Genomic DNA, 20,897 nt, shown 5'->3' with positions numbered 1-20,897 from the left:
GCATGCCTGGAAACAGGCAATGCATACAAGCCAATGACGACGACGGGAGAGCCATGCGTTCGCGTTCCGCGTTCATGGACGGGCGCCCCGCCCCGCAGGGGATGTACGACCCCCGCAACGAGCACGACGCCTGTGGTGTCGGCTTCGTGGCCACCCTCACCGGCGAGGCGAGCCATGCTCTCGTGGAGCAGGCGCTCACCGTCCTGCGCAACCTGGAACACCGCGGAGCCACCGGCGCCGAACCCGACTCGGGCGACGGCGCGGGCATGCTGCTCCAGGTCCCCGACGCCTTCCTGCGTGACGCCGTCGACTTCGAGCTGCCCGCCGCCGGGCGGTACGCGGTCGGCGTGGCCTTCCTGCCCGTCGAGAACGAGGACCGCGCCAAGGCCGTCGACGCCATCGAGCGCATCGCCGGCGAAGAGGGCCTGACCGTCCTCGGCTGGCGCGAGGTCCCGGTCGCCCCCGAGCTGCTCGGCGCGACCGCCCGCTCGACCATGCCGTACTTCTCCCAGCTCTTCGTCGCGGACGCCGCCGGCGAGTTCCTCTCCGGCATCGAGCTGGACCGGCCCGCCTTCGTGCTGCGCAAGCGCGCCGAGCGCGAGGCCGACGTCTACTTCCCCTCGCTGTCCTCCCGCACCCTGGTCTACAAGGGCATGCTCACCACCGGGCAGCTGGAGCCGTTCTTCCCCGACCTGTCGGACCGCCGGTTCGCCACCGCCATCGCGCTGGTCCACTCGCGCTTCTCCACCAACACCTTCCCGAGCTGGCCGCTCGCCCACCCGTACCGCTTCGTCGCGCACAACGGCGAGATCAACACGGTCAAGGGCAACCGCAACTGGATGCGGGCCCGCGAGTCGCAGCTGGCCAGCGACCTGTTCTCCGGCGACCTGGAGCGGATCTACCCGGTCTGCACCCCCGAGGCGTCCGACACCGCGTCCTTCGACGAGGTCCTGGAACTGCTGCACCTCGGCGGGCGCTCGCTGCCGCACAGCGTGCTGATGATGATCCCCGAGGCGTGGGAGAACCACGACTCGATGGACCCCGCGCGGCGGGCGTTCTACCAGTACCACTCCACGCTGATGGAGCCCTGGGACGGCCCGGCGTGCGTCACCTTCTCCGACGGCTCGGTCGTCGGCGCGGTCCTGGACCGCAACGGTCTGCGCCCCGGCCGCTACTGGGTCACCGACGACGGCCTGGTCGTGCTGGCCTCCGAGTCCGGCGTGCTGGACATCGCCCCGCAGAAGGTGGTCCGCAAGGGCCGCCTGCAGCCCGGCCGGATGTTCCTGGTCGACACCGTCTCGCACCGGATCGTCGAGGACGACGAGATCAAGGCTGCCATCGCGGCCGAGAACCCGTACGCCGACTGGCTCGAAGCGGGCCTGATCGACCTCGCCGACCTGCCCGAGCGCGAGCACATCGTGCACACCCACGCCTCGGTCACCCGGCGCCAGCAGACCTTCGGCTACACCGAGGAGGAGCTGCGGGTCCTGCTCGCCCCGATGGCCAGGACCGGCGGCGAGCCGCTCGGCTCGATGGGCACGGACTCGCCCATCGCGGCGCTCTCCGAACGCCCCCGGCTGCTGTTCGACTACTTCACCCAGCTGTTCGCCCAGGTCACCAACCCGCCGCTGGACGCGATCCGCGAAGAGCTGGTCACCTCGCTGATCTCCACCATCGGCCCCTCGGGCAACCTGCTGGAGCCCAGCCCCGCGTCCTGTCGCAACCTCACCCTGCCCTTCCCGGTGATCGACAACGACGAGCTGGCCAAGCTCATCCACGTCAACGCCGACGGCGACATGCCGGGCCTGAAGGCCGCCACCCTGTCGGGCCTCTACCGAGTCACCGGCGGCGGCGAGGCACTGGCCGGCCGGCTCGCCGAGATCTGCGCCGAGGCCGACGCCGCCATAGAGGACGGCGCCCGGCTGATCGTGCTGTCCGACCGGCACTCCGACGCCGAGCACGCCCCGATCCCCTCGCTGCTGCTCACCTCCGCCGTGCACCACCACCTCATCCGCACCAAGCAGCGCACCCAGGTCGGGCTGCTGGTCGAGGCCGGCGACGTCCGCGAGGTCCACCACGTGGCGCTGCTCATCGGCTACGGCGCCGCCGCCGTCAACCCCTACCTGGCCATGGAGTCCGTCGAGGACCTGGTCGCGGCCGGCACCTTCCTGGACGACATCGAGCCCGAGGCCGCGCTGCGCAACCTGATCAAGGCACTCGGCAAGGGCGTGCTCAAGGTCATGTCCAAGATGGGCATCTCCACCGTGGCCTCCTACCGCGGCGCCCAGGTCTTCGAGGCCATCGGCCTCGACGCCGACTTCGTGGACACCTACTTCCACCTCACCGACACCAAGATCGGCGGGGCGGGCATCGACGTCATCGCCGCCGAGGTCGCCGCCCGGCACGCCAAGGCCTACCCGGTCTCCGGCATCCCGGCCGCGCACCGCCGGCTGGAGATCGGCGGCGAGTACCAGTGGCGCCGCGAGGGCGAGCCGCACCTGTTCGACCCGGACACCGTCTTCCGGCTCCAGCACGCCACCCGCACCCGCCGCTACGACATCTTCAAGCAGTACACCCAGCGGGTGAACGAGCAGTCCGAGCGGCTGATGACGCTGCGCGGCCTGTTCGGTTTGAAGTCCGACCGCGAGCCGATCCCGGTCGACGAGGTCGAGCCGGTCTCCGAGATCGTCCGGCGGTTCTCCACCGGCGCCATGTCGTACGGCTCGATCTCCCGCGAGGCGCACGAGACGCTGGCCATCGCCATGAACCAGCTCGGTGGCAAGTCCAACACCGGCGAGGGCGGCGAGGACCCGGAGCGGCTGTACGACCCGGCCCGGCGCAGCGCCATCAAGCAGGTCGCCTCGGGACGCTTCGGCGTGACCTCGGAGTACCTGGTCAACGCGGACGACATCCAGATCAAGATGGCCCAGGGCGCCAAGCCCGGCGAGGGCGGCCAGCTGCCCGGCCACAAGGTCTACCCGTGGATCGCCGGCACCCGGCACTCCACCGCGGGCGTCGGCCTGATCTCCCCGCCGCCGCACCACGACATCTACTCCATCGAGGACCTCGCCCAGCTGATCCACGACCTGAAGAACGCCAACCCCAAGGCGCGGGTCCACGTCAAGCTGGTCTCCGAGGTCGGTGTCGGCACCGTCGCCGCGGGCGTCAGCAAGGCGCACGCCGACGTCGTCCTGATCTCCGGGCACGACGGCGGCACCGGCGCCTCCCCGCTGACCTCGCTCAAGCACGCCGGCGGCCCCTGGGAGCTGGGGCTGGCCGAGACCCAGCAGACCCTGCTGCTCAACGGGCTGCGCGACCGTATCGTCGTGCAGACCGACGGCCAGCTCAAGACCGGCCGCGACGTGGTCATCGCCGCGCTGCTCGGCGCCGAGGAGTTCGGCTTCGCCACCGCTCCGCTGGTGGTCTCCGGCTGCATCATGATGCGGGTCTGCCACCTGGACACCTGCCCGGTCGGCGTCGCCACCCAGAACCCGGTGCTGCGCGACCGCTTCACCGGCAAGCCCGAGTTCGTGGTGAACTTCTTCGAGTTCATCGCCGAGGAGGTCAGGGAGATCCTGGCCGAGCTGGGCTTCCGCACCATCGAGGAGGCCGTCGGCCACGCCGAGCTGATCGACGCCGGCCGCGCGGTCACCCACTGGAAGGCGCAGGGCCTGGACCTCGCCCCGCTGCTGCACGTGCCCGCGCTGCCCGAGGGCGCCGCGCTGCACCGCACCACCGAGCAGGACCACGGCCTGGCCAAGGCGCTGGACAACGAGCTGATCAAGCTCGCCGCCGACGCCCTGGACAACGGCGCCCCGGTCCGCGCCCAGGTGCCGATCCGCAACGTCAACCGCACGGTCGGCACCATGCTCGGCCACGAGGTGACCAAGAAGTACGGCGGTGCGGGCCTGCCCGAGGGCACCATCGACATCACCTTCACCGGCTCCGCGGGCCAGTCCTTCGGCGCTTTCCTGCCCAAGGGCATCACCCTGCGGCTCGAAGGCGACGCCAACGACTACGTCGGCAAGGGCCTGTCCGGCGGCCGGGTCGTGGTCCGCCCCGACCGCGCCGCCGACCACCTCGCCGAGTACAGCACCATCGCGGGCAACACCATCGCCTACGGCGCCACCGGCGGCGAGCTGTTCCTGCGCGGCAGGACCGGCGAGCGCTTCTGCGTCCGCAACTCCGGTGCCACCGTCGTCTCCGAAGGCGTCGGCGACCACGGCTGCGAGTACATGACCGGCGGCCGTGCCGTCGTCCTCGGCGCCACCGGCCGCAACTTCGCGGCCGGCATGTCCGGCGGCATCGCCTACGTCCTCGACCTGGACCCGGCCGCGGTCAACCCCGGCATGGTCGAGATCGAGTCGCTGGACGCCGGCGACATCACGTGGCTGCACGATGTGGTGCGCCGCCACGCCGAGGAGACCGGCTCCACCGTCGCCGAGCGGCTGCTCGCCGACTGGGGCGCCGCCCTCACCCGCTTCGGCAAGGTCATGCCGAGGGACTACAAGGCAGTGCTCGCCGCCAAGAACGCCGCCGAGCAGGCCGGACTCTCCGAGTCCGAGACCACCGCGAAGATGATGGAGGCGGCAAATGGCTGACCCCAAGGGCTTCCTCACCACCGGCCGCGAGACCGCCCCGACGCGCCCGGTCGAGGAGCGCAGGCAGGACTGGAACGAGGTCTACGTCCCCGGCGGGCTGCTGCCGATCATCAGCAAGCAGGCCGGGCGCTGCATGGACTGCGGCATCCCGTTCTGCCACAACGGCTGTCCGCTGGGGAACCTGATCCCCGAGTGGAACGACTACGCCTACCGCGAGGACTGGCAGGCCGCCTCCGAGCGGCTGCACGCCACGAACAACTTCCCGGAGTTCACCGGGCGGCTGTGCCCGGCGCCCTGCGAGTCCGCGTGCGTGCTGGGCATCAACCAGCTCCCGGTCACCATCAAGAACGTCGAAGTCACCATCATCGACAAGGCCTGGGACGCCGGCGACGTGACCCCGCAGCCGCCCGAGCGGCTGTCCGGCAAGACCGTCGCCGTGATCGGCTCGGGCCCCGCGGGCCTGGCCGCCGCCCAGCAGCTCACGCGGGCCGGCCACACCGTGGCGGTCTACGAGCGGGCCGACCGGATCGGCGGACTGCTGCGCTACGGCATCCCCGAGTTCAAGATGGAGAAGCGGCACATCAACCGGCGCATCGAGCAGATGCGCGCGGAGGGCACCAAGTTCCGTACCGGTGTGCAGATCGGCACCGACCTGGACGCCGGGAAGCTCGCCAAGCGCTACGACGCCGTCGTCATCGCGGCCGGTGCGACGATCTCCCGCGACCTGCCGGTCCCCGGCCGGGAGCTCAAGGGCATCCACGTCGCCATGGACTACCTGCCGCTGGCCAACAAGGTGCAGGAGGGCGACTTCGTCGCGCCCCCCATCACCGCGGAGGGCAAGCACGTCGTCGTCATCGGCGGCGGCGACACCGGCGCGGACTGCGTGGGCACCGCCCACCGCCAGGGCGCGCTGTCGGTGACGCAGCTGGAGATCATGCCGCGCCCCGCCGACGAGCGCCCCGCCGGCCAGCCCTGGCCGACGATGCCGGCCCTCTACAAGGTCACCTCGGCGCACGAGGAGGGCGGCGAGCGGGTCTACGCCGTCAACACCATGAAGTTCACCGGCGACGCGGACGGCAACGTCAGCGAACTGCACCTGGTCGAGGTCGTCTTCGAAGACGGCCGCTTCGTCCCGCAGGAGGGCACCGAGCGGGTCATCCCGGCGCAGCTCGTCACCCTCGCGATGGGCTTCACCGGCACCGACCGGTCCAACGGCCTGGTCGACCAACTCGGCCTGGAGCTGGACGCCCGCGGTAACATCGCCCGCGACGGCTCCTACGCCACGAACGTCGACGGCGTCTTCGTCGCCGGCGACGCCGGCCGCGGCCAGTCGCTCATCGTGTGGGCCATCGCCGAGGGCCGCTCGGCGGCCAAGGCCGTCGACGCGTACCTCACCGGGGTGCCGTCCGCCCTGCACGCGCCGATCCGGCCCACGGACCGGCCCCTGACCGTCTGACGGTCCCCCGAATGTCCCGCACAATGGCGTGCGGAACGCAGTAACACCAGCAGCGCCCGCCACTCCCCGACCAAGGAGGCGGGCGCTGTGTCCTTTCCCCAGCGGCTCAGGTCTCCGCGTCCAACTCCGTGTGGCACAGGGCGCAACGTGCCCGCAGGCGCCCCCTGCAGGGCAGCCGGATGCGCTGGAAGCAGGTGGGGCAGGGGAAGGCGACCCGGACGGCCGGGCCGGCGGACTCGAAGGAGTAGCCGGGGCCGGCGGTCAGGGACCTGCGGTCCTTGGCGTAGCGGCGCCGGGCGGCCCAGCCGGCGGCGGCGAGCGGCGCCTGCCGGAGGTCCTGCTCCGCGCGGGCCAGGCCCGCGCGGTAGGCGTCGCGGGCCTGCGCGGACCGGAACCACGGCTCGACGTCCTCGCCGAAGGCGGCCGCGCGCTTGGCGAGGACGTACCCGAACTCCTCCGGCGTCAGGTAACCCAGCTTGTACGCCGACATCATCAGCCGCTCGCCGCGGATCGCGGCCTCCTCGCGGTAGGCGTCGAGCAGCAGCCAGCCCGCGCCCAGATACGTCGTCGCCGTGTCGGTGAGGATCTCGTTGTCGCGGGTGCCGGGGAATTCCAGGCCGAGGCGGTGCAGGTAGACGTGCATGACCTCGTGGGCCAGCGCCGCCCCCACATCGCGCCGGTCGGTCCTGAAGCGGGAGTGCAGCTCGATGAAGTACTCAGGGCCCGCCGCCAGTTCCACATTCCCCGCGTGGACCATGTCGCGGAAACCGATCACCATACGGGCGTCCGGCAGCCGGAAGTGCTGCACCATCACCCGGGCCACCCGCTGGGCGCCCAGGTACGGGTCCTCGTCGTCGGGGAAGTCCACCAGCGCGGGGTGCACGCTGCTGGGGAAGCGCTGCACACCGTCCCCGGAGAGCCGCCGGTAGAGCGCCGTCAGCGCCGCCCGTACGGTGTCGAGGTGCGGGAAGCCGTGCACGATGGCCCCGCCCCCCGCGGTCGACGCCCCCGGCTCCGCGTACTCGGCCATGACCACCTCCCCCCGCGGAGCCTACGCGCCGCGCGGTCCGCCTGTCCCCGGCGGCACGGCTTGCGGCAGCATGTGGCGCATGGCTGTTCTGACCCACGCCGAGGCCGAGACCCGTGCCCGCGACCTGACCGTCCACCACTACGCGCTCGACCTCGACCTGACCGGGGGTGACGAGGAGTTCGGCTCGACCACCGTGATCCGGTTCCGGGCCCTGCGCGACTGCGACACCTTCGCCGAGATCCGGCCCGCCACCCTGCGCCGCGTCGTCCTCGACGGCCGCGACCTCGACCCCGGCCTGCTCGCCGGCAACCGGCTCCCGCTGGCCGGCCTGGCCGCGGGCGACCACGAGCTGCGGGTCGAGGCGGACATGGCGTACTCGCGCACCGGCGAGGGCATGCACCGCTTCACCGACCCGGAGGACGGCGAGGCGTACGTCTACAGCCAGCTGTTCATGAACGACATGCAGCGCGTGGCCGCGTCCTTCGACCAGCCCGACCTCAAGGCGGTCTTCGACGTCACGGTCAGCGCGCCGCCGCGGTGGACCGTCCTCGGCAACGGCATCGCCACCAGGACCGCCCCCGGCCGCTGGCAGCTGTCCACCACCCCGCCGCTGGCCACCTACTTCGTCGCGGTGGCCGCCGGGCCCTGGCACTCGGTGCGCACCGAGCACGCCGGGCTGCCGTTCGGCCTGCACTGCCGCCGCTCGCTCGCGGAGCACCTGGACCGGGACGCCGGCGCGATCCTGGACATCACCCGGCGCTGCTTCGACCGCTACCACGAGCTGTTCGCCGAGCCGTACCCGTACGACTCCTACGACCAGGCCTTCGTGCCCGAGTTCAACGCCGGCGCGATGGAGAACCCCGGACTGGTCACCTTCCGCGAGGAGTTCGTCCACCGGTCGGCGGTCACCCCCGGTGAGGCGCAGTTCCGCGGGGTGGTCATCGCCCACGAGATGGCCCACATGTGGTTCGGCAACCTCGTCACGCTGCGCTGGTGGGACGACATCTGGCTGAACGAGTCCTTCGCCGAGTACATGGGCTTCCAGGTGCTGTCCGAGGCCACCGGGTTCACCGGTACGTGGACGGACTTCGCGGTCGCCCGCAAGGCCTGGGGCTACGACGCCGACCAGCGCCCCTCCACCCACCCCGTCGCCCCCGACCAGGCGGCGGTGCCCGACACCGCGTCCGCGATGAACAACTTCGACGGGATCTCCTACGCCAAGGGCGCCTCCGCGCTGCGCCAGCTCGTCGCCTGGCTCGGTCCCAAGGCCTTCACCGCCGGCCTCAACACGCACTTCGCCCGGCACCGCTTCGGCAATGCGGCGCTCGCCGACTTCCTGGACTCCCTGGGCACCGCCACCGACCGCGACGTCCACGCCTGGGCGGCGGCCTGGCTGCGCACCTCGGGACCCGACACCCTCACCCCCGCGGTGGCGCCCGGCGGCGCCGAGGGCGGCTGGCGGCTGGAGATCGGCCACCGCGGCAACCGCCCGCACCGGATCGAGGTCGGCCTCTACGACCGGGCCGTCGCCGCCCCCGGCGCGCTGGTGCCGCGCGACCGGCTCACCGTCGACATCGCCGCGGGCTCGGTCACCGAACAGTACGAGCTGGGCGGCCCGCGGCCCGACGTGATCCTGCTCAACGACGGCGACCTGACCTTCGCCAAGGTCCACTTCGACCCGCAGTCCTGGGCGACCCTGCGCGAGGCCCTCGGCGGGCTGCCGGACCCGCTCGGCCGTGCGGTCGTCTGGAACGCGGCACGCGACCTCGTACGCGACGGCGGCATCGCGCCCGCCGAATACCTGGAGCTGGCCGCCGCGCACCTGCCGGGGGAGACCGAGCCCGGTATCGTCGATGCCGTCCTGACCTTCTGGCGCGGCCAGCTCGCCGACCACTTCCTCGCCCCGGCGCTGCGTCCGGGCGCGCTGGGCACCCTCGCCGACACCGCACGCGCGCTGCTCGCCGCCGGTCTCGACTCCACCCGGCTCAGCGCCACCCGCGCGCTGGTCGAGGCGGCGCTCTCCGCCTCCGACACGGCGGCGCTGCGCGGCTGGTACGACCGGGGGGAGATCCCCGGCGGCGCGCCCCTGGACGCCGACCTGCGCTGGCGGACGCTGCTGCGGCTGGCGGTGCTCGGGGCCGCCACCGCCGCCGACATCGACGCGGAGCTGGAGCGCGACCCGAGCGCCGTCGGGCGGGAGGGCGCGGCCAGGTGCCGGGCCTCGCTGCCCGACGCCGCGGCCAAGGCGGCCGCGTGGGAGGCGATGTTCCACGACGACTCGCAGTCGAACTACCTCTTCACGGCCAACGCGCAGGGCTTCTGGCACCCGGAGCACGCGGCGCTCACCGCGCCCTACGTGCCCCGGTACTTCTCCGACGTGGTGCAGCTCGCCGCCCGCCGCGGCACCGCGATCGCCGAAGTCGCCGGACGCACGGCCTTCCCCTCCACGGCCGTCGCCCCGGAGACCCTCCACCTGGGCCGCGAGTGCCTTGCCGGCCCGACGGTGACCCCCGCGCTGGGACGCGGCCTGGCCGACCGCCTCGACGACCTCTCCCGCCACCTGCGCATCCGCTCCGCCTGACCCTGCCCCCGGGGCAGCCCGGTGAGGCTGTCCCGGCAGGCGTCCCCCGCCCCGGGGGAAAAGGGCGTACCGCTACGCGGAGTGGGTCGTTGTGCTGGGGGGAGCAACGGAAACGTGGAGGACGGTTGAAGGAGATGCCCGGCCTGGCGGGCGGCCGGCAAGGGCCGGCGGAACTGCGGCCCCTGGTCGAGACGGTGCTGAGCGCCCTGGAGGAGGGCGCCGTCGCCCGCGGGGGGCCGTTGCCGGCGGGCGGGCCCAAGGAGACCGCCCGGCGCGTCGCAGGGGCGCTGGGCAGGCCGCTGCCGAGCCAGGGGACCGGCGGCCACGAGGCGCTGCACACCCTCGTGCGGGAGCTGGCGCGGGGCGCCGCGGACCCGGCGGACCCGTACTGCGCGGCCCATCTGCACTGCCCGCCGCTGGCCCTGGCCGCGGCGGCGGAACTGGCCGCGGCCTCGCTCAACCCGTCGCTGGACTCCTGGGACCAGGCACCCGCCGCCACCGAGATCGAGGTGCGGGTCGCCGCCGCGCTGGCCGCGGTGGTCTACCCGGACCTGCCGGCCCCCGACGCGCTGATGACGACCGGCGGGACGGAGTCCAACCAGCTCGCCCTGCTGCTGGCCAGGGAGAGAGCGGCCGGCGGGCCGCGCGTGCAGGTGGTGTGCGGGGCGAACGCGCACCACAGCGTGCAGCGCGCCGCGTGGCTGCTCGGCCTGCCGCGCCCGGTCGTCGTGGACACCCCCGCCGGCGTGCTCGACCCGGCCCGCGCGGACGCCGCCCTGGACGAACTCCCCGGCCGCGCCCTGCTCGTGGCGACCGCGGGTACCACGGACACCGGGGCGATCGACCCGCTGCCGCAGCTGGCGCAGGCCGCCGCCCGGCACGGCGCCGAACTGCACGTGGACGCGGCCTACGGCGGCCCGCTGCTGTTCAGCCGGCACGAGGCAGGCAAGCTCGACGGCGTGCAGTCGGCCGTGTCCGTCACCCTCGACCTGCACAAGCTCGGCTGGCAGCCGGTCGCGGCCGGCCTGCTGGCCGTACCCGACGGCGCCGCGCTGCGCCCGCTGGGGCACCAGGCGGACTACCTCAACGCCACCGACGACACCGAGGCCGGGCTGCCCGACCTGCTGGGCCGCTCGCTGCGCACCACCCGCAGGCCCGACGTGCTGAAGATCGCCGTCACCCTGCGGGCGCTGGGCCGCGAGGGCCTGGGCGCGCTGGTGGACACGGTGTGCGGCCACGCGCACCAGCTGGCCGCCGCGGTCGACCGGAACCCGGCGCTCGTCCTGCACGCGCCGCCGAAGATCAGCACCGTGCTGTTCCGCCCCGCCGGCGCCGACGACGAGCAGGTGGCGGCGCTGCGGCGGGACCTGATGTTCGAGGGGCGGGCGGTGCTCGGGCGCGCGTCGGCGGACGGCCGGCTGTGGCTCAAGGCGACGCTGCTCAACCCGCACATCCGCCCGCAGGACCTCGACGCCCTGCTCAGGCTGGTGACCGACGCGCAGGCCAGGCAGACCCGGGCGGCGCCGTGACCGACAAGGGAGGCCAAGCACCGATGAACGCCCCGACCGCACCGGAGCAGGCGCAGGAACAGGAACCGGACCCGGCGGCCGAGAGGCCGCAGCAGCAGGAGCCGTTCGACCTGCTGGGCGTCGGCGTCGGCCCCTTCAACCTGTCGCTGGCCGCGCTCGCCGACGCCGTACCCGGGCTGACCGCGGCCTTCTACGACCAGCGGCAGGACTTCCACTGGCACCCCGGGCTGCTGATCGACGGCGCCACCTTGCAGGTGCCCTTCCTCGCCGACCTGGTGACCCTCGCCGACCCGGCGAGCCGCTGGTCGTTCCTGAACTTCCTCAAGACCCGCGAGCGGCTCTTCCCGTTCTACTTCGCCGAGCGCTTCCACGTGCACCGGGCCGAGTACGACGCCTACTGCCGCTGGGTCGCGGACGCGCTGCCGTCCACGCACTTCGGGCAGCAGGTCGACACCGTCCGCTGGGACGCGGCGGCCGGCCACTTCGAGGTGGACCACACCCAGCTCGACGCGCACGGCGAGGCCGAGGCCCTGGGCCGTACGTACGCCAGGCACCTGGTGCTGGGCGTCGGCACGGCTCCCTACGTACCGGAGCCGCTGCGGCCGCTCGCCGAGGCGCCCACCGTACCCGTGGTGCATTCCGCGGACTACCTGCCGCAGCGGGAGCGGCTGCTGGCCGCCGAGCACATCACGGTGGTCGGCTCCGGGCAGTCCGGAGCCGAGGTCTTCCTCGACCTGCTGCGGTCCCGTCCCGCGGGCCGGGAGGCAGTCACCTGGCTGGCGCGCACCCCGGCCTTCGCGCCGATGGAGTACAGCCGGCTCGGCCTGGAGCACTTCACGCCCGACTACACCCGCTACTTCCACGGCCTGCCCGAGCAGGTGAGGGACCGGCTGGTGCCGCAGCAGTGGCAGCTGCACAAGGGCATCGACACCGAGACCATCACCGCGATCCACGACGAGCTCTACCGCCGCACCCTGGACGGCGGCTGGCCGGACGCGGTGCTGACCCCCGGGGTGAGCGTGCGCACCGCCGGCCGGATCGGCATCACCGGCATCGAGCTGCACCTGGAGCACGCCGACCAGGGCACCCGCACCCGGCTGGTGACCAGCGCGGTGGTGCTCGCCACCGGTTACCGTGAGCGCCCCCTCGACCAGCTGCTCGGGCCGCTGCACCCGTACGTGCTGCGGGACTCCGCGGGCCGCCCGCGGATCGGCGCACGGCACCGGCTCGAACTCGACCGGCGGATCACCGGCCGGATCTACGTCCAGAACGCCGAACGCCACACCCATGGCGTCGGCGCCCCGGACCTGGGCCTTGCCGCCTGGCGGTCCGCGGTGATCCTCAACGACCTGACCGGGCTGCTGACCGGCGCGGAGCACTATCCGCTGCCGGCCAGAACAGCCTTCACCACCTTCGGACTCGACGGCGTGGGCGCCTGCGACGTGCCTACGAGAACAGCGGCACTCCGGCGCGGGTGAGCCGCCACTGGTCGCCGCCGAAGGTCGTCGGGTCGATCGTGCCGTGGGCCTGCACCCAGGCGATGATCGTGTTGCGGATCTCGTCGGAGCTGGACCACACCTGCGGGGCGGCGGCCACGTGCGGGTAGTTGCTGCCGCCGCCGGCGCGGTAGTTGTTCACCGCGAGCACGAACTGCGCGGCCGGGTCGATCGGGGCGCCGCCCGCGGTGAGGTCGACGATCCGCGAGCCGACCGGCTGGGAGATGTCGATGTCGTACGAGACGCCACTGAGCACGTCGTAGCTGTAGTCGGGGGTGTTTTTGGCGTTGGTGAGCTTCGTGACGTCGACCGGGGCGTCCGGGGCGGTCTGCACGAAGTAGGCCGCCGACCACTCCAGGTAGTCCTTGACCTGGGCGCCGGTGAGGACCTTGGCCTGCAGGGTGTTCTCGTAGACGTAGAGCCCGGCCACGTCGCGCAGCGAGACCTGCCCGGCGGGGATCGCGGCGGTCCGTGAGAAGGGCGACGCCTCGGACAGCACCGGGAGCGACGCGTACGAGGTGCCGGCCAGCGCCGCCTTCACCGTGTCGGACTGCACCAGGTTGAGGAAGTCGATGATCGGCGTGTCCTTGTACGTGGACTGCGCCGCCGACATCGCCGCCGTGCAGGTGCCGATGACCTGGTTGACGTAGTCCACGACCTTCTGGTGCTCGTCCCGCACCAGCTGGGCGACCTGCGGGTCCTCGGCGACGGTGTTGGCGTTGCGCACCTCGGCCCTGACCGAGGAGACCTGCCAGCGGCCGTGCTCGAAGGCCAGGTCGATGTCGAAGACCGACAGCCGCATGCCCCAGTACAGCGGCTCGGAGAGCACCACGGTCCTGCCGGTCTGCTCGTTGACGACCAGCGTCTGCGGGCGCTCGACGTGGGTGTGGCCGACCAGGATCGCGTCGATGCCGGGCACCTGGGCGGCGACCTGCGAGGACGCGTTCTCCGGGTAGGGCACCGCGTCGCCGTACGAGGTGCTGCCGTCCAGGCCCGAGTGGTCGGTGCAGATGACCACGTCGCAGCCGAGCGCGCGCAGCTTCGGCACGTAGATCTTCGCCTGCTCGACCAGGCCGGGGAAGGCCAACTCGCCCTGCACGTTGGCCTTGTCCCACACCGCGATGCCGGGGTTGGTCAGGCCGAGGATGCCGACCTTGACCGGGCGGCCGCCGTGCACCTCGATCTCCTTGACCAGGTAGGGCGGGAAGGCCGGCTTGAGGGTCTTGGCGTCGACGGCGTTCGCGGCCAGCAGCGGGAAGTCGCACTGCTCCTGGAAGGCGCGCAGCAGCGGGATGCCGTAGTTGAACTCGTGGTTGCCCAGGGCGGCGGCGTCGTACTTCAGGTGGTTCATGACCAGCGCCATCGGGTGCCGCGGGCCGCGCCGGGCGCCGGTGATCGGCTCCACGCGGGCGAAGTAGTACGACAGCTGGGTGCCCTGGATGATGTCGCCCGCGTCGATCAGCAGCGTGCGGTCGTGGCCCTTCTCGGCGCGGGCCTGCTCGACCAGGGTGGCGATCTTGGCCAGGCCGACGTCGTTGTGGGTGGCGTCGTCGTACTCGGCGTTGGTGAAGTAGTCCCAGTTCAGGGCGTGTCCGTGCAGGTCGGTGGTGCCGAGCACACGCAGGCTGAAGGTCTTGGGCTGCCGGCCGTGTCCGTGGTCCTGCTCGGCGGCCTGCGCGGGACCGGCCGCGGCGACCGCGCCCGCGGTGCCCGCCAGCGCCACGCCGGCGCCGGTGGCGGCCGAGCGGTTGATGAAGTCCCTGCGGTTGAGCGGCATGTCGTCTCCTTGACGGTCACGGGCGAGGCGGCGTCGGCGGCCGGCGTGCACGGGCGTGCTGTCGGCACAACGCGCGTAGATTCTGGACCAGACAGGTGCCCGCGCAACAGTCCCTGCAGGTTAACGACTGCTGTGGACCGGCGGCGCCCGCGCGCCCGGATCCGCCCGAACGCTCATCCGAGCGGGAGCCCGCGCAGTTCGAGAGTTGTCAACAAGCGTTAATCCAGACGTCGTTGGGCAGTTGCCCGCAGTGGTCACGGCTACCAACGAGTAAGTCATACGCTCGACACATGCGCCGAGCCAAAATTGTCTGCACCCTGGGTCCCGCCACCGACTCCTACGACCAGATCAAGGCATTGGTCGAGGCCGGCATGGACGTGGCACGCCTGAACCTGAGCCATGGAAGTTACGCCGAGCACGAGGACCGCTACCGACGGGTGCGCAAGGCGTCCGACGAGACCGGCCGCAGCGTCGGCATCCTGGTGGACCTTCAGGGCCCGAAGATCAGGCTCGGCCGTTTCGCCGAAGGACCGGTACTGCTTGAACGCGGTGACGAGTTCACCATCACCGCCGACGACATCGAGGGTGACCAGCAGATCTGCGGCACCACCTACAAGGGGCTGCCCGCGGACGTGGCGCGCGGCGAGCGCATCCTGGTGGACGACGGCCGGGTCACCCTGGAGGTGACCGATGTCGAGGGGCCGCGGGTGCACACCATGTGCATCGAGGGCGGCATGGTCTCCGACAACAAGGGCCTGAACCTGCCGGGTGTCGCGGTGTCGGTGCCGGCACTGTCCGAGAAGGACATCCGCGACCTGCGCTGGGGCCTGCGCACCGGCGCCGACGTGATCGCGCTGTCCTTCGTCCGCTCGGCCCGGGACATCGACGACGTGCTGCGGGTCATGGCGGAGGAGGGCCGCCGGGTCCCGGTGATCGCCAAGATCGAGAAGCCGCAGGCGGTCGACAACCTCGAAGGGATCGTGGACGCCTTCGACGGCATCATGGTGGCCCGCGGCGACCTGGGCGTGGAGATGCCCCTCGAAGCGGTCCCGATGGTGCAGAAGCGGGCCATCAAGCTCGCCAAGCGCAATGCCAAGCCGGTCATCGTCGCGACCCAGATGCTGGAGTCGATGATCGACAACTCCCGCCCCACCCGCGCCGAGGCCAGCGACGTGGCCAACGCGGTGATGGACGGCACCGACGCGGTGATGCTGTCCGGCGAGACCAGCGTCGGCAAGTACCCGATCGAGACGGTCAAGACGATGTCGCGGATCGTGTCCGCCGCCGAGGAGAGCATCCTCACCGGCGGGCTGCCGCCGCTCACCGAGCTGAACAAGCCGCGCACCCAGGGCGGCGCGGTGGCCAGGGCCGCCGCCGAGATGGGCGACTTCCTCGGTGCCCGCTTCCTGGTCGCCTTCACCCAGTCCGGCGACACCGTCCGCCGGCTGTCCCGCTACCGCTCGCCGATCCCGGTGCTGGCCTTCACCCCGGAGCCGGCCACCCGCTCGCAGCTGAACCTCACCTGGGGTGTCGAGACCTTCCTGGGCCCGATGGTGCAGACCACCGACGAGATGGTCCAGCAGGTCGACGAGGAGCTGCTGCGGATCGGCCGCTGCAAGAAGGGCGACGTCGTGATCATCACGGCGGGCTCGCCGCCCGGGATGCCGGGCACCACCAATATGGTCCGGGTCCACCACATCGGCGAGGACGACGCGCCGCGCGCGTAATGCGTCATCGCGTTATCGGTCCTGACCCCACCGCGCCCTCGACGGCAACAGCCGCCGGGGGCGCGGTCTTTCGGGCACGCCGCGAAATGTCATTCGACCGTTATTAACGCTGCGTAACACGCGCGCAATAGGGAAACCCGTTCGGGGCACCTCTGGTCCCCCCGCCCCGGGCGCCCGCGGATATTCCGACCGCCCCGATCCGCCGGGTTCGGGCCGGATCGGACCGGTGACCGGCGACAAGTCGGCTACGCGGTATCGGAAGTGCGGGTTCTCAGCATCCGGACAAGGGAGCAATGTACCCATAAGCCGTGCTCAATCTCAAGAGAAGCTCAAGATGTTCCGACTGGCATAACAAGACAGTCACACTCTTCCCTACACCTCTGCCTCACTCCCCGAACCGGGCCTAGAGTCACGGCCAGTCACCGCGCCACCGGATTTGTCAGTTCGGGTTCCAGCGCGCGACTCGGCCTCTCATCAGAGACGGCCGCGCCAGGGGAAAGGACTGACCGTGCGACACCGTTCCTTGCTGATTCTGACCACCGTACTCACCACAGGAGCCCTTACTCTCACTGCTTGCGGTTCGCGCAGCGACGACAAGGGCGGCACCGGCGGATCAGGCGGCAGTTCCACCAGTGCCGCGAAGAACGTCACCGTGGTGATCGGCGTCGACGCCCCCTTGACCGGTCAGAACTCGGCCACCGGCCTCGGGCTCCAGTACGGCGCCCAGATCGCGGTCGACGACGCGAACTCCAAGAACCTGGTGCCCGGGGTCACCTTCAAGATCGAGGCGAAGGACGACAAGGCGCAGCCGGCCACCGGCCAGCAGAACGCCACCGCCTTCACCTCGGACAACAACGTCATCGCCGCGATCGGCCCGCTGAACTCCAGCGTCGCGGTGTCGATGCAGCAGGTCTTCGCGACCGCCAACATGGTGGAGATCTCGCCGGCCAACACCAACCCGGCGCTGACCCAGGGCAAGGACTGGGCCACCGGCAAGAAGGTCCGGCCGTTCCCGACCTACTTCCGCACCGCCACCACCGACGCCAACCAGGGCGGCTTCGCCGGCGACTACGCGTTCAACACGCTCAAGAAGAAGAGCGCCTACGTCGTCGACGACAAGCAGACCTACGGCGCCGGCCTCGCGGGCATCTTCAAGGAGAAGTTCAGCAGCCTCGGCGGCAAGATCGCCGGCACCGACCACGTCAACACCGGTGACAACGACTACTCCACGCTGGTCACCAAGATCAAGAACTCGCACGCCGACATGGTCTACTACGGCGGCCAGTACGACGAGTCCGAGCTGATCACCAAGCAGCTCAAGGCCGCCGGCGTCAAGATCCCGCTGATGGGCGGCGACGGCATGTACTCCACCACGTACATCAAGACCGCCGGTCCCGCCGCGGAAGGCGACCTGGTCACCTCGGTCGGCGTCCCGGTCGCCACGCTGAAGACGGCCACGGACTTCATCAACGCCTACAAGTCCAAGGGATACCCGGGCGACTACGGCACCTACGGCGGCTACACCTACGACGCCACCACGGCGATCATCAAGGCCGTCAAGGTCGTCATGGACGCCAACGGTGGCAAGCTGCCGGCCATGCCCGACGCCCGCAAGGCGCTGGTCGACGCCGTGCAGAAGACCGACCTCGAAGGCGTCGCCGGCCACGTCTCCTTCGACCAGTTCGGTGACACCACCAACAAGCAGCTGACCGTCTACCAGGTCAAGTCCGGCAACTGGGTCGCCGTCAAGTCCGGCATCTACACCGGCTGACCCTCCGCACCACCAGGGGCCGCGCGGCCGGACGACCTCCGGCCGCGCGGCCCCCGCACCCCCACCGTCCCCGCTCCCCACCTGCTCCCAGCGACATGGAGGCCATGCGGTGCACACCCTGCCGCAACAGCTGGCCAACGGGCTGATCCTCGGCTCGATGTACGGGCTCATCGCCATCGGCTACACGATGGTGTACGGCATCGTCCAGCTCATCAACTTCGCCCATGGCGAGATCTACATGACCGGCGCGTTCGGCGCGCTCACGGTCTACACGAACCTCCCGGACGGCATGTCCATATGGGCCGCGCTGCCCCTCATGCTGGCCGGCGGCGCCGTCGTGTCCATGCTGATCGCCGTGGGCGCGGAACGACTCGCGTACCGCCCGCTGCGGCACGCCCCGCGGCTGGCACCGCTGATCACCGCCATCGGCCTCTCCCTCGCACTGCAGCAGGCAGTCTTCCTGTGGTATCCCAACGCCACCAGCGGCAAGACCTTCCCGCAACTGCCCGGCGGCCCCTTCCACATCGGGTCCGTCGACATCCAGAGCGGTGACATCTTCCTGGTCGTCGCCGCCGTGGTCTGCATGGCGGCACTCGCCGCCTTCGTCCGCACCTCGCGCACCGGCCGCGCCATGCAGGCCACCGCGCAGGACCCGGACACCGCGCAGCTCATGGGCATCGACACCAACCGCATCATCGTGATCGCCTTCGCCATCGGCGGCTTCTTCGCCGCCGTCGCCGGCCTCGCCTCCGGCCTGAAGTACGGCCAGATCAAGTACGACATCGGCTTCCAGGCCGGCCTGAAGGCCTTCACCGCCGCCGTCCTCGGCGGCATCGGCAACATCTACGGCGCCATGCTCGGCGGGCTCGTCCTGGGCATCGCCGAGTCGTGCGCGTCGGCGTACATCTCCAACATCCCGGGTATGGACAAGCTCGGCGGCGGCAGCTGGAACACCGTCTGGGCCTTCGTGCTGCTCATCGTCGTCCTGCTGGTCAGGCCGCAGGGTCTGCTCGGCGAACGCGTCGCGGACAGGGCGTGATCACGATGACCGACCTCTCCACCAACGCGGCGGCCATGGCCGTCACCGCCCCCGGCACCCACCGGACCGAGCGGTACATCCCGCTGCCGCTCAACGCGGCCCGGCTGCTGACCCTGCTCGGCGTCGTCGTCTCGATCGCCTCGACGTTCATGTCGTGGACGTACACCACGGACTTCCCCGGCGACCTCACCGTCAGCGGGTATCCCGGCGGCCTGCAGATCATGACGCTGATCGCGGCCATCCTCACCGGCGTCGTCGCGCTCGGCGCCTTCCGCGTCAAGGGCCTGTCCTGGCTCAACCCCAGCCGCTCCCACAACTCGGTGCTGCTGCTGGCCCTCGGCACCCTGGGCACCACCTGGTACACGGTGATCGACATCGCCGCCAAGCTCGGCGGCCTGGCCAACCTCGACCCCGGCGCCTTCGTCGCCGCGATCGGCAGCCTGGAGCTCTTCGCCGGCGCCCTCGCGCTGCCGATCGACCGCCACCCGCGTGAGGACGACGACGCCGACTACCCGGAGCTGGGCGCCCTCGGCGGCCTGCAGCCGGTCGCCGCCGGCTACCGCCGGCTGCGCGAACTGCGGCCCACCCACGCCGACATCAAGGTCCCCGACCCGCGCAGGCTCAACGTCTGGCTGCAGCGCCTGGCCATCGTCGTGGTCTTCGCCGCCGGCCTGAAGGTCCTCACCTTCGGCCTGGCCACCAGCTACAGCGACATCTTCCTCGGCTACATGATCGTCGTCTCGTTCGGCTTCTGGGGCCTGGGCGCGGCCGGCCTGCTGCGGCAGTTCCAGCAGCTCACCCGGAACAACCGGGTCTTCTCCTCCAGCGTCGGCATCCTGGCCGCGATCGCGTACCCCTTCGCCCAGAACAACGAGCACTGGGCCAACCTCGGCGTCAGCGTCCTGATCGTCGGCACCGTCGCGCTCGGCCTGAACATCGTCGTCGGCCTGACCGGCCTGCTCGACCTCGGCTACGTCGCCTTCCTCGGCGTCGGCGCCTACACCGCCGCGCTGGTCTCCGGCTCCCCGTACTCGATCTGGTCCGGCGTGCAGTTCCCGTTCTGGGCCGCCGCCCTGGCCGGCGCGGCCGCCGCCCTGGTCTTCGGCGTCCTCATCGGTGCCCCCACCCTGCGGCTGCGCGGCGACTACCTGGCGATCGTCACCCTCGGCTTCGGAGAGATCTTCCGCATCGTCGTGAAGAACCTCGACGGCGTCAGCGGCCCGAAGGTCACCAACGGCCCCAACGGCATCGCGCAGATCCCCGACCTGTCGATCTTCGGGTACAACCTCGGCGCCGCGCACGACATCGGCTCGTTCACGCTCGGCCGGTTCGCCAACTACTACCTGCTGATGCTGGTCATCACCGTGATCGTGGTGCTGGTCTTCACCCGGGCGGCGGACTCGCGCATCGGCCGCTCCTGGATCGCCATCCGGGAGGACGAGACGGCGGCCACCGCGATGGGCATCAACGGCTTCCGGGTCAAGCTGGTCGCCTTCGCGCTCGGCGCGTCCCTGGCCGGCCTCGCCGGTACGGTCAGCGCCCACGTCACCAACAGTGTCGTACCCGACCCGTACGTCTTCTCCGGCTCCGTACCGCCCAACTCCGCCTTCCTGCTCGCCGCCGTCGTCCTCGGCGGCATGGGCACGGTCAGCGGCCCGATCCTCGGTGCGGCACTGCTCTACGTCATCCCGGAGAAGCTCGACTTCCTCGCCAGGTACGAACTGTTCGCCTTCGGCATCGCCCTGGTCCTGATCATGCGCTTCCGGCCCGAGGGCATCATCGCCAACCGGCGCAGGCAGCTGGAATTCCATGAGGACGCCGCCACCGCACCGGCCCAGCGCCCCCTCGGCGACGACACCGTCTCCGCCGGCACGGCAGGGGCGTGAAGGA

11 protein-coding genes are annotated in these 20,897 nt (G+C 71.3%); 9 read left to right on the top strand and 2 right to left on the bottom strand.

The window, feature by feature from the left end:
* Positions 1-53: 53 nt before the first annotated feature.
* Together gltB and BUE44_RS12235 are read left to right on the top strand one after the other, a co-directional pair.
* Positions 54-4,601 carry a glutamate synthase large subunit gene (gene gltB, locus BUE44_RS12240; protein WP_073497182.1) on the top strand — a complete coding sequence of 1,516 codons (4,548 nt, stop codon included), beginning with the start codon at positions 54-56 and terminating at the stop codon, positions 4,599-4,601.
* On the top strand, positions 4,594-6,057 hold the full coding sequence (locus tag BUE44_RS12235) for a glutamate synthase subunit beta (protein ID WP_073497180.1): 1,464 nt from the start codon (positions 4,594-4,596) through the stop codon (positions 6,055-6,057). Before gltB ends, BUE44_RS12235 begins: the two co-directional genes overlap by 8 nt.
* A 106-nt stretch (positions 6,058-6,163) precedes the next feature.
* On the opposite strand, the gene BUE44_RS12230 is transcribed toward BUE44_RS12235, so the two are convergent.
* A complete protein-coding gene (locus BUE44_RS12230; RefSeq protein WP_073497178.1) occupies positions 6,164-7,087 on the bottom strand; it encodes a hypothetical protein in 924 nt (307 codons plus the stop codon).
* Positions 7,088-7,166: 79 nt separating this feature from the next.
* Between BUE44_RS12230 and pepN the strand changes: the two genes are divergently transcribed.
* The 3 genes from pepN to BUE44_RS12215 all read left to right on the top strand — a co-directional run bounded on the left by pepN (position 7,167) and on the right by BUE44_RS12215 (position 12,675).
* Entirely contained in the window at positions 7,167-9,668 is a 2,502-nt protein-coding gene (gene pepN / locus BUE44_RS12225; RefSeq protein ID WP_073497176.1) for an aminopeptidase N, read from the top strand.
* 134 nt (positions 9,669-9,802) lie between these two features.
* The gene (locus tag BUE44_RS12220) at positions 9,803-11,197 is read left to right on the top strand and encodes a pyridoxal phosphate-dependent decarboxylase family protein (protein ID WP_073497174.1); all 1,395 of its coding nucleotides are present in this window, start codon (positions 9,803-9,805) and stop codon (positions 11,195-11,197) included.
* Positions 11,198-11,220: 23 nt separating this feature from the next.
* Complete coding sequence (locus BUE44_RS12215) at positions 11,221-12,675, top strand: lysine N(6)-hydroxylase/L-ornithine N(5)-oxygenase family protein (RefSeq protein WP_079189676.1); 1,455 nt, start codon at positions 11,221-11,223, stop codon at positions 12,673-12,675.
* On the opposite strand, the gene BUE44_RS12210 is transcribed toward BUE44_RS12215, so the two are convergent.
* Entirely contained in the window at positions 12,644-14,470 is a 1,827-nt protein-coding gene (locus tag BUE44_RS12210) for a bifunctional metallophosphatase/5'-nucleotidase (protein WP_073497171.1), read from the bottom strand. The genes BUE44_RS12215 and BUE44_RS12210 overlap by 32 nt on opposite strands.
* Positions 14,471-14,760: 290 nt before the next feature.
* Here BUE44_RS12210 and pyk point away from each other — a divergent pair, with 290 nt between their 5' ends.
* The 4 genes from pyk (at position 14,761) to BUE44_RS12190 (ending at position 20,893) form a co-directional block, all read left to right on the top strand.
* Positions 14,761-16,197 (top strand): pyruvate kinase, encoded by a 1,437-nt coding sequence (gene pyk, locus BUE44_RS12205; protein ID WP_073497169.1) that lies wholly within the window; start codon positions 14,761-14,763, stop codon positions 16,195-16,197.
* A gap of 508 nt (positions 16,198-16,705) precedes the next feature.
* A complete protein-coding gene (locus tag BUE44_RS12200; RefSeq protein WP_235002075.1) occupies positions 16,706-17,968 on the top strand; it encodes a branched-chain amino acid ABC transporter substrate-binding protein in 1,263 nt (420 codons plus the stop codon).
* 109 nt (positions 17,969-18,077) lie between these two features.
* A complete protein-coding gene (locus BUE44_RS12195; protein ID WP_073497165.1) occupies positions 18,078-19,007 on the top strand; it encodes a branched-chain amino acid ABC transporter permease in 930 nt (309 codons plus the stop codon).
* Between the two features lie 5 nt (positions 19,008-19,012).
* The gene (locus tag BUE44_RS12190; RefSeq protein WP_079189693.1) at positions 19,013-20,893 is read left to right on the top strand and encodes a branched-chain amino acid ABC transporter permease; all 1,881 of its coding nucleotides are present in this window, start codon (positions 19,013-19,015) and stop codon (positions 20,891-20,893) included.
* Positions 20,894-20,897: the final 4 nt, after the last annotated feature.

This window comes from Actinacidiphila paucisporea (assembly GCF_900142575.1).
Classification (GTDB): Bacteria; Actinomycetota; Actinomycetes; order Streptomycetales; family Streptomycetaceae; genus Actinacidiphila; species Actinacidiphila paucisporea.
The sequence above is the reverse complement of the archived record's forward strand: the minus strand, read 5'-3'. Positions and strand labels throughout refer to the sequence as shown.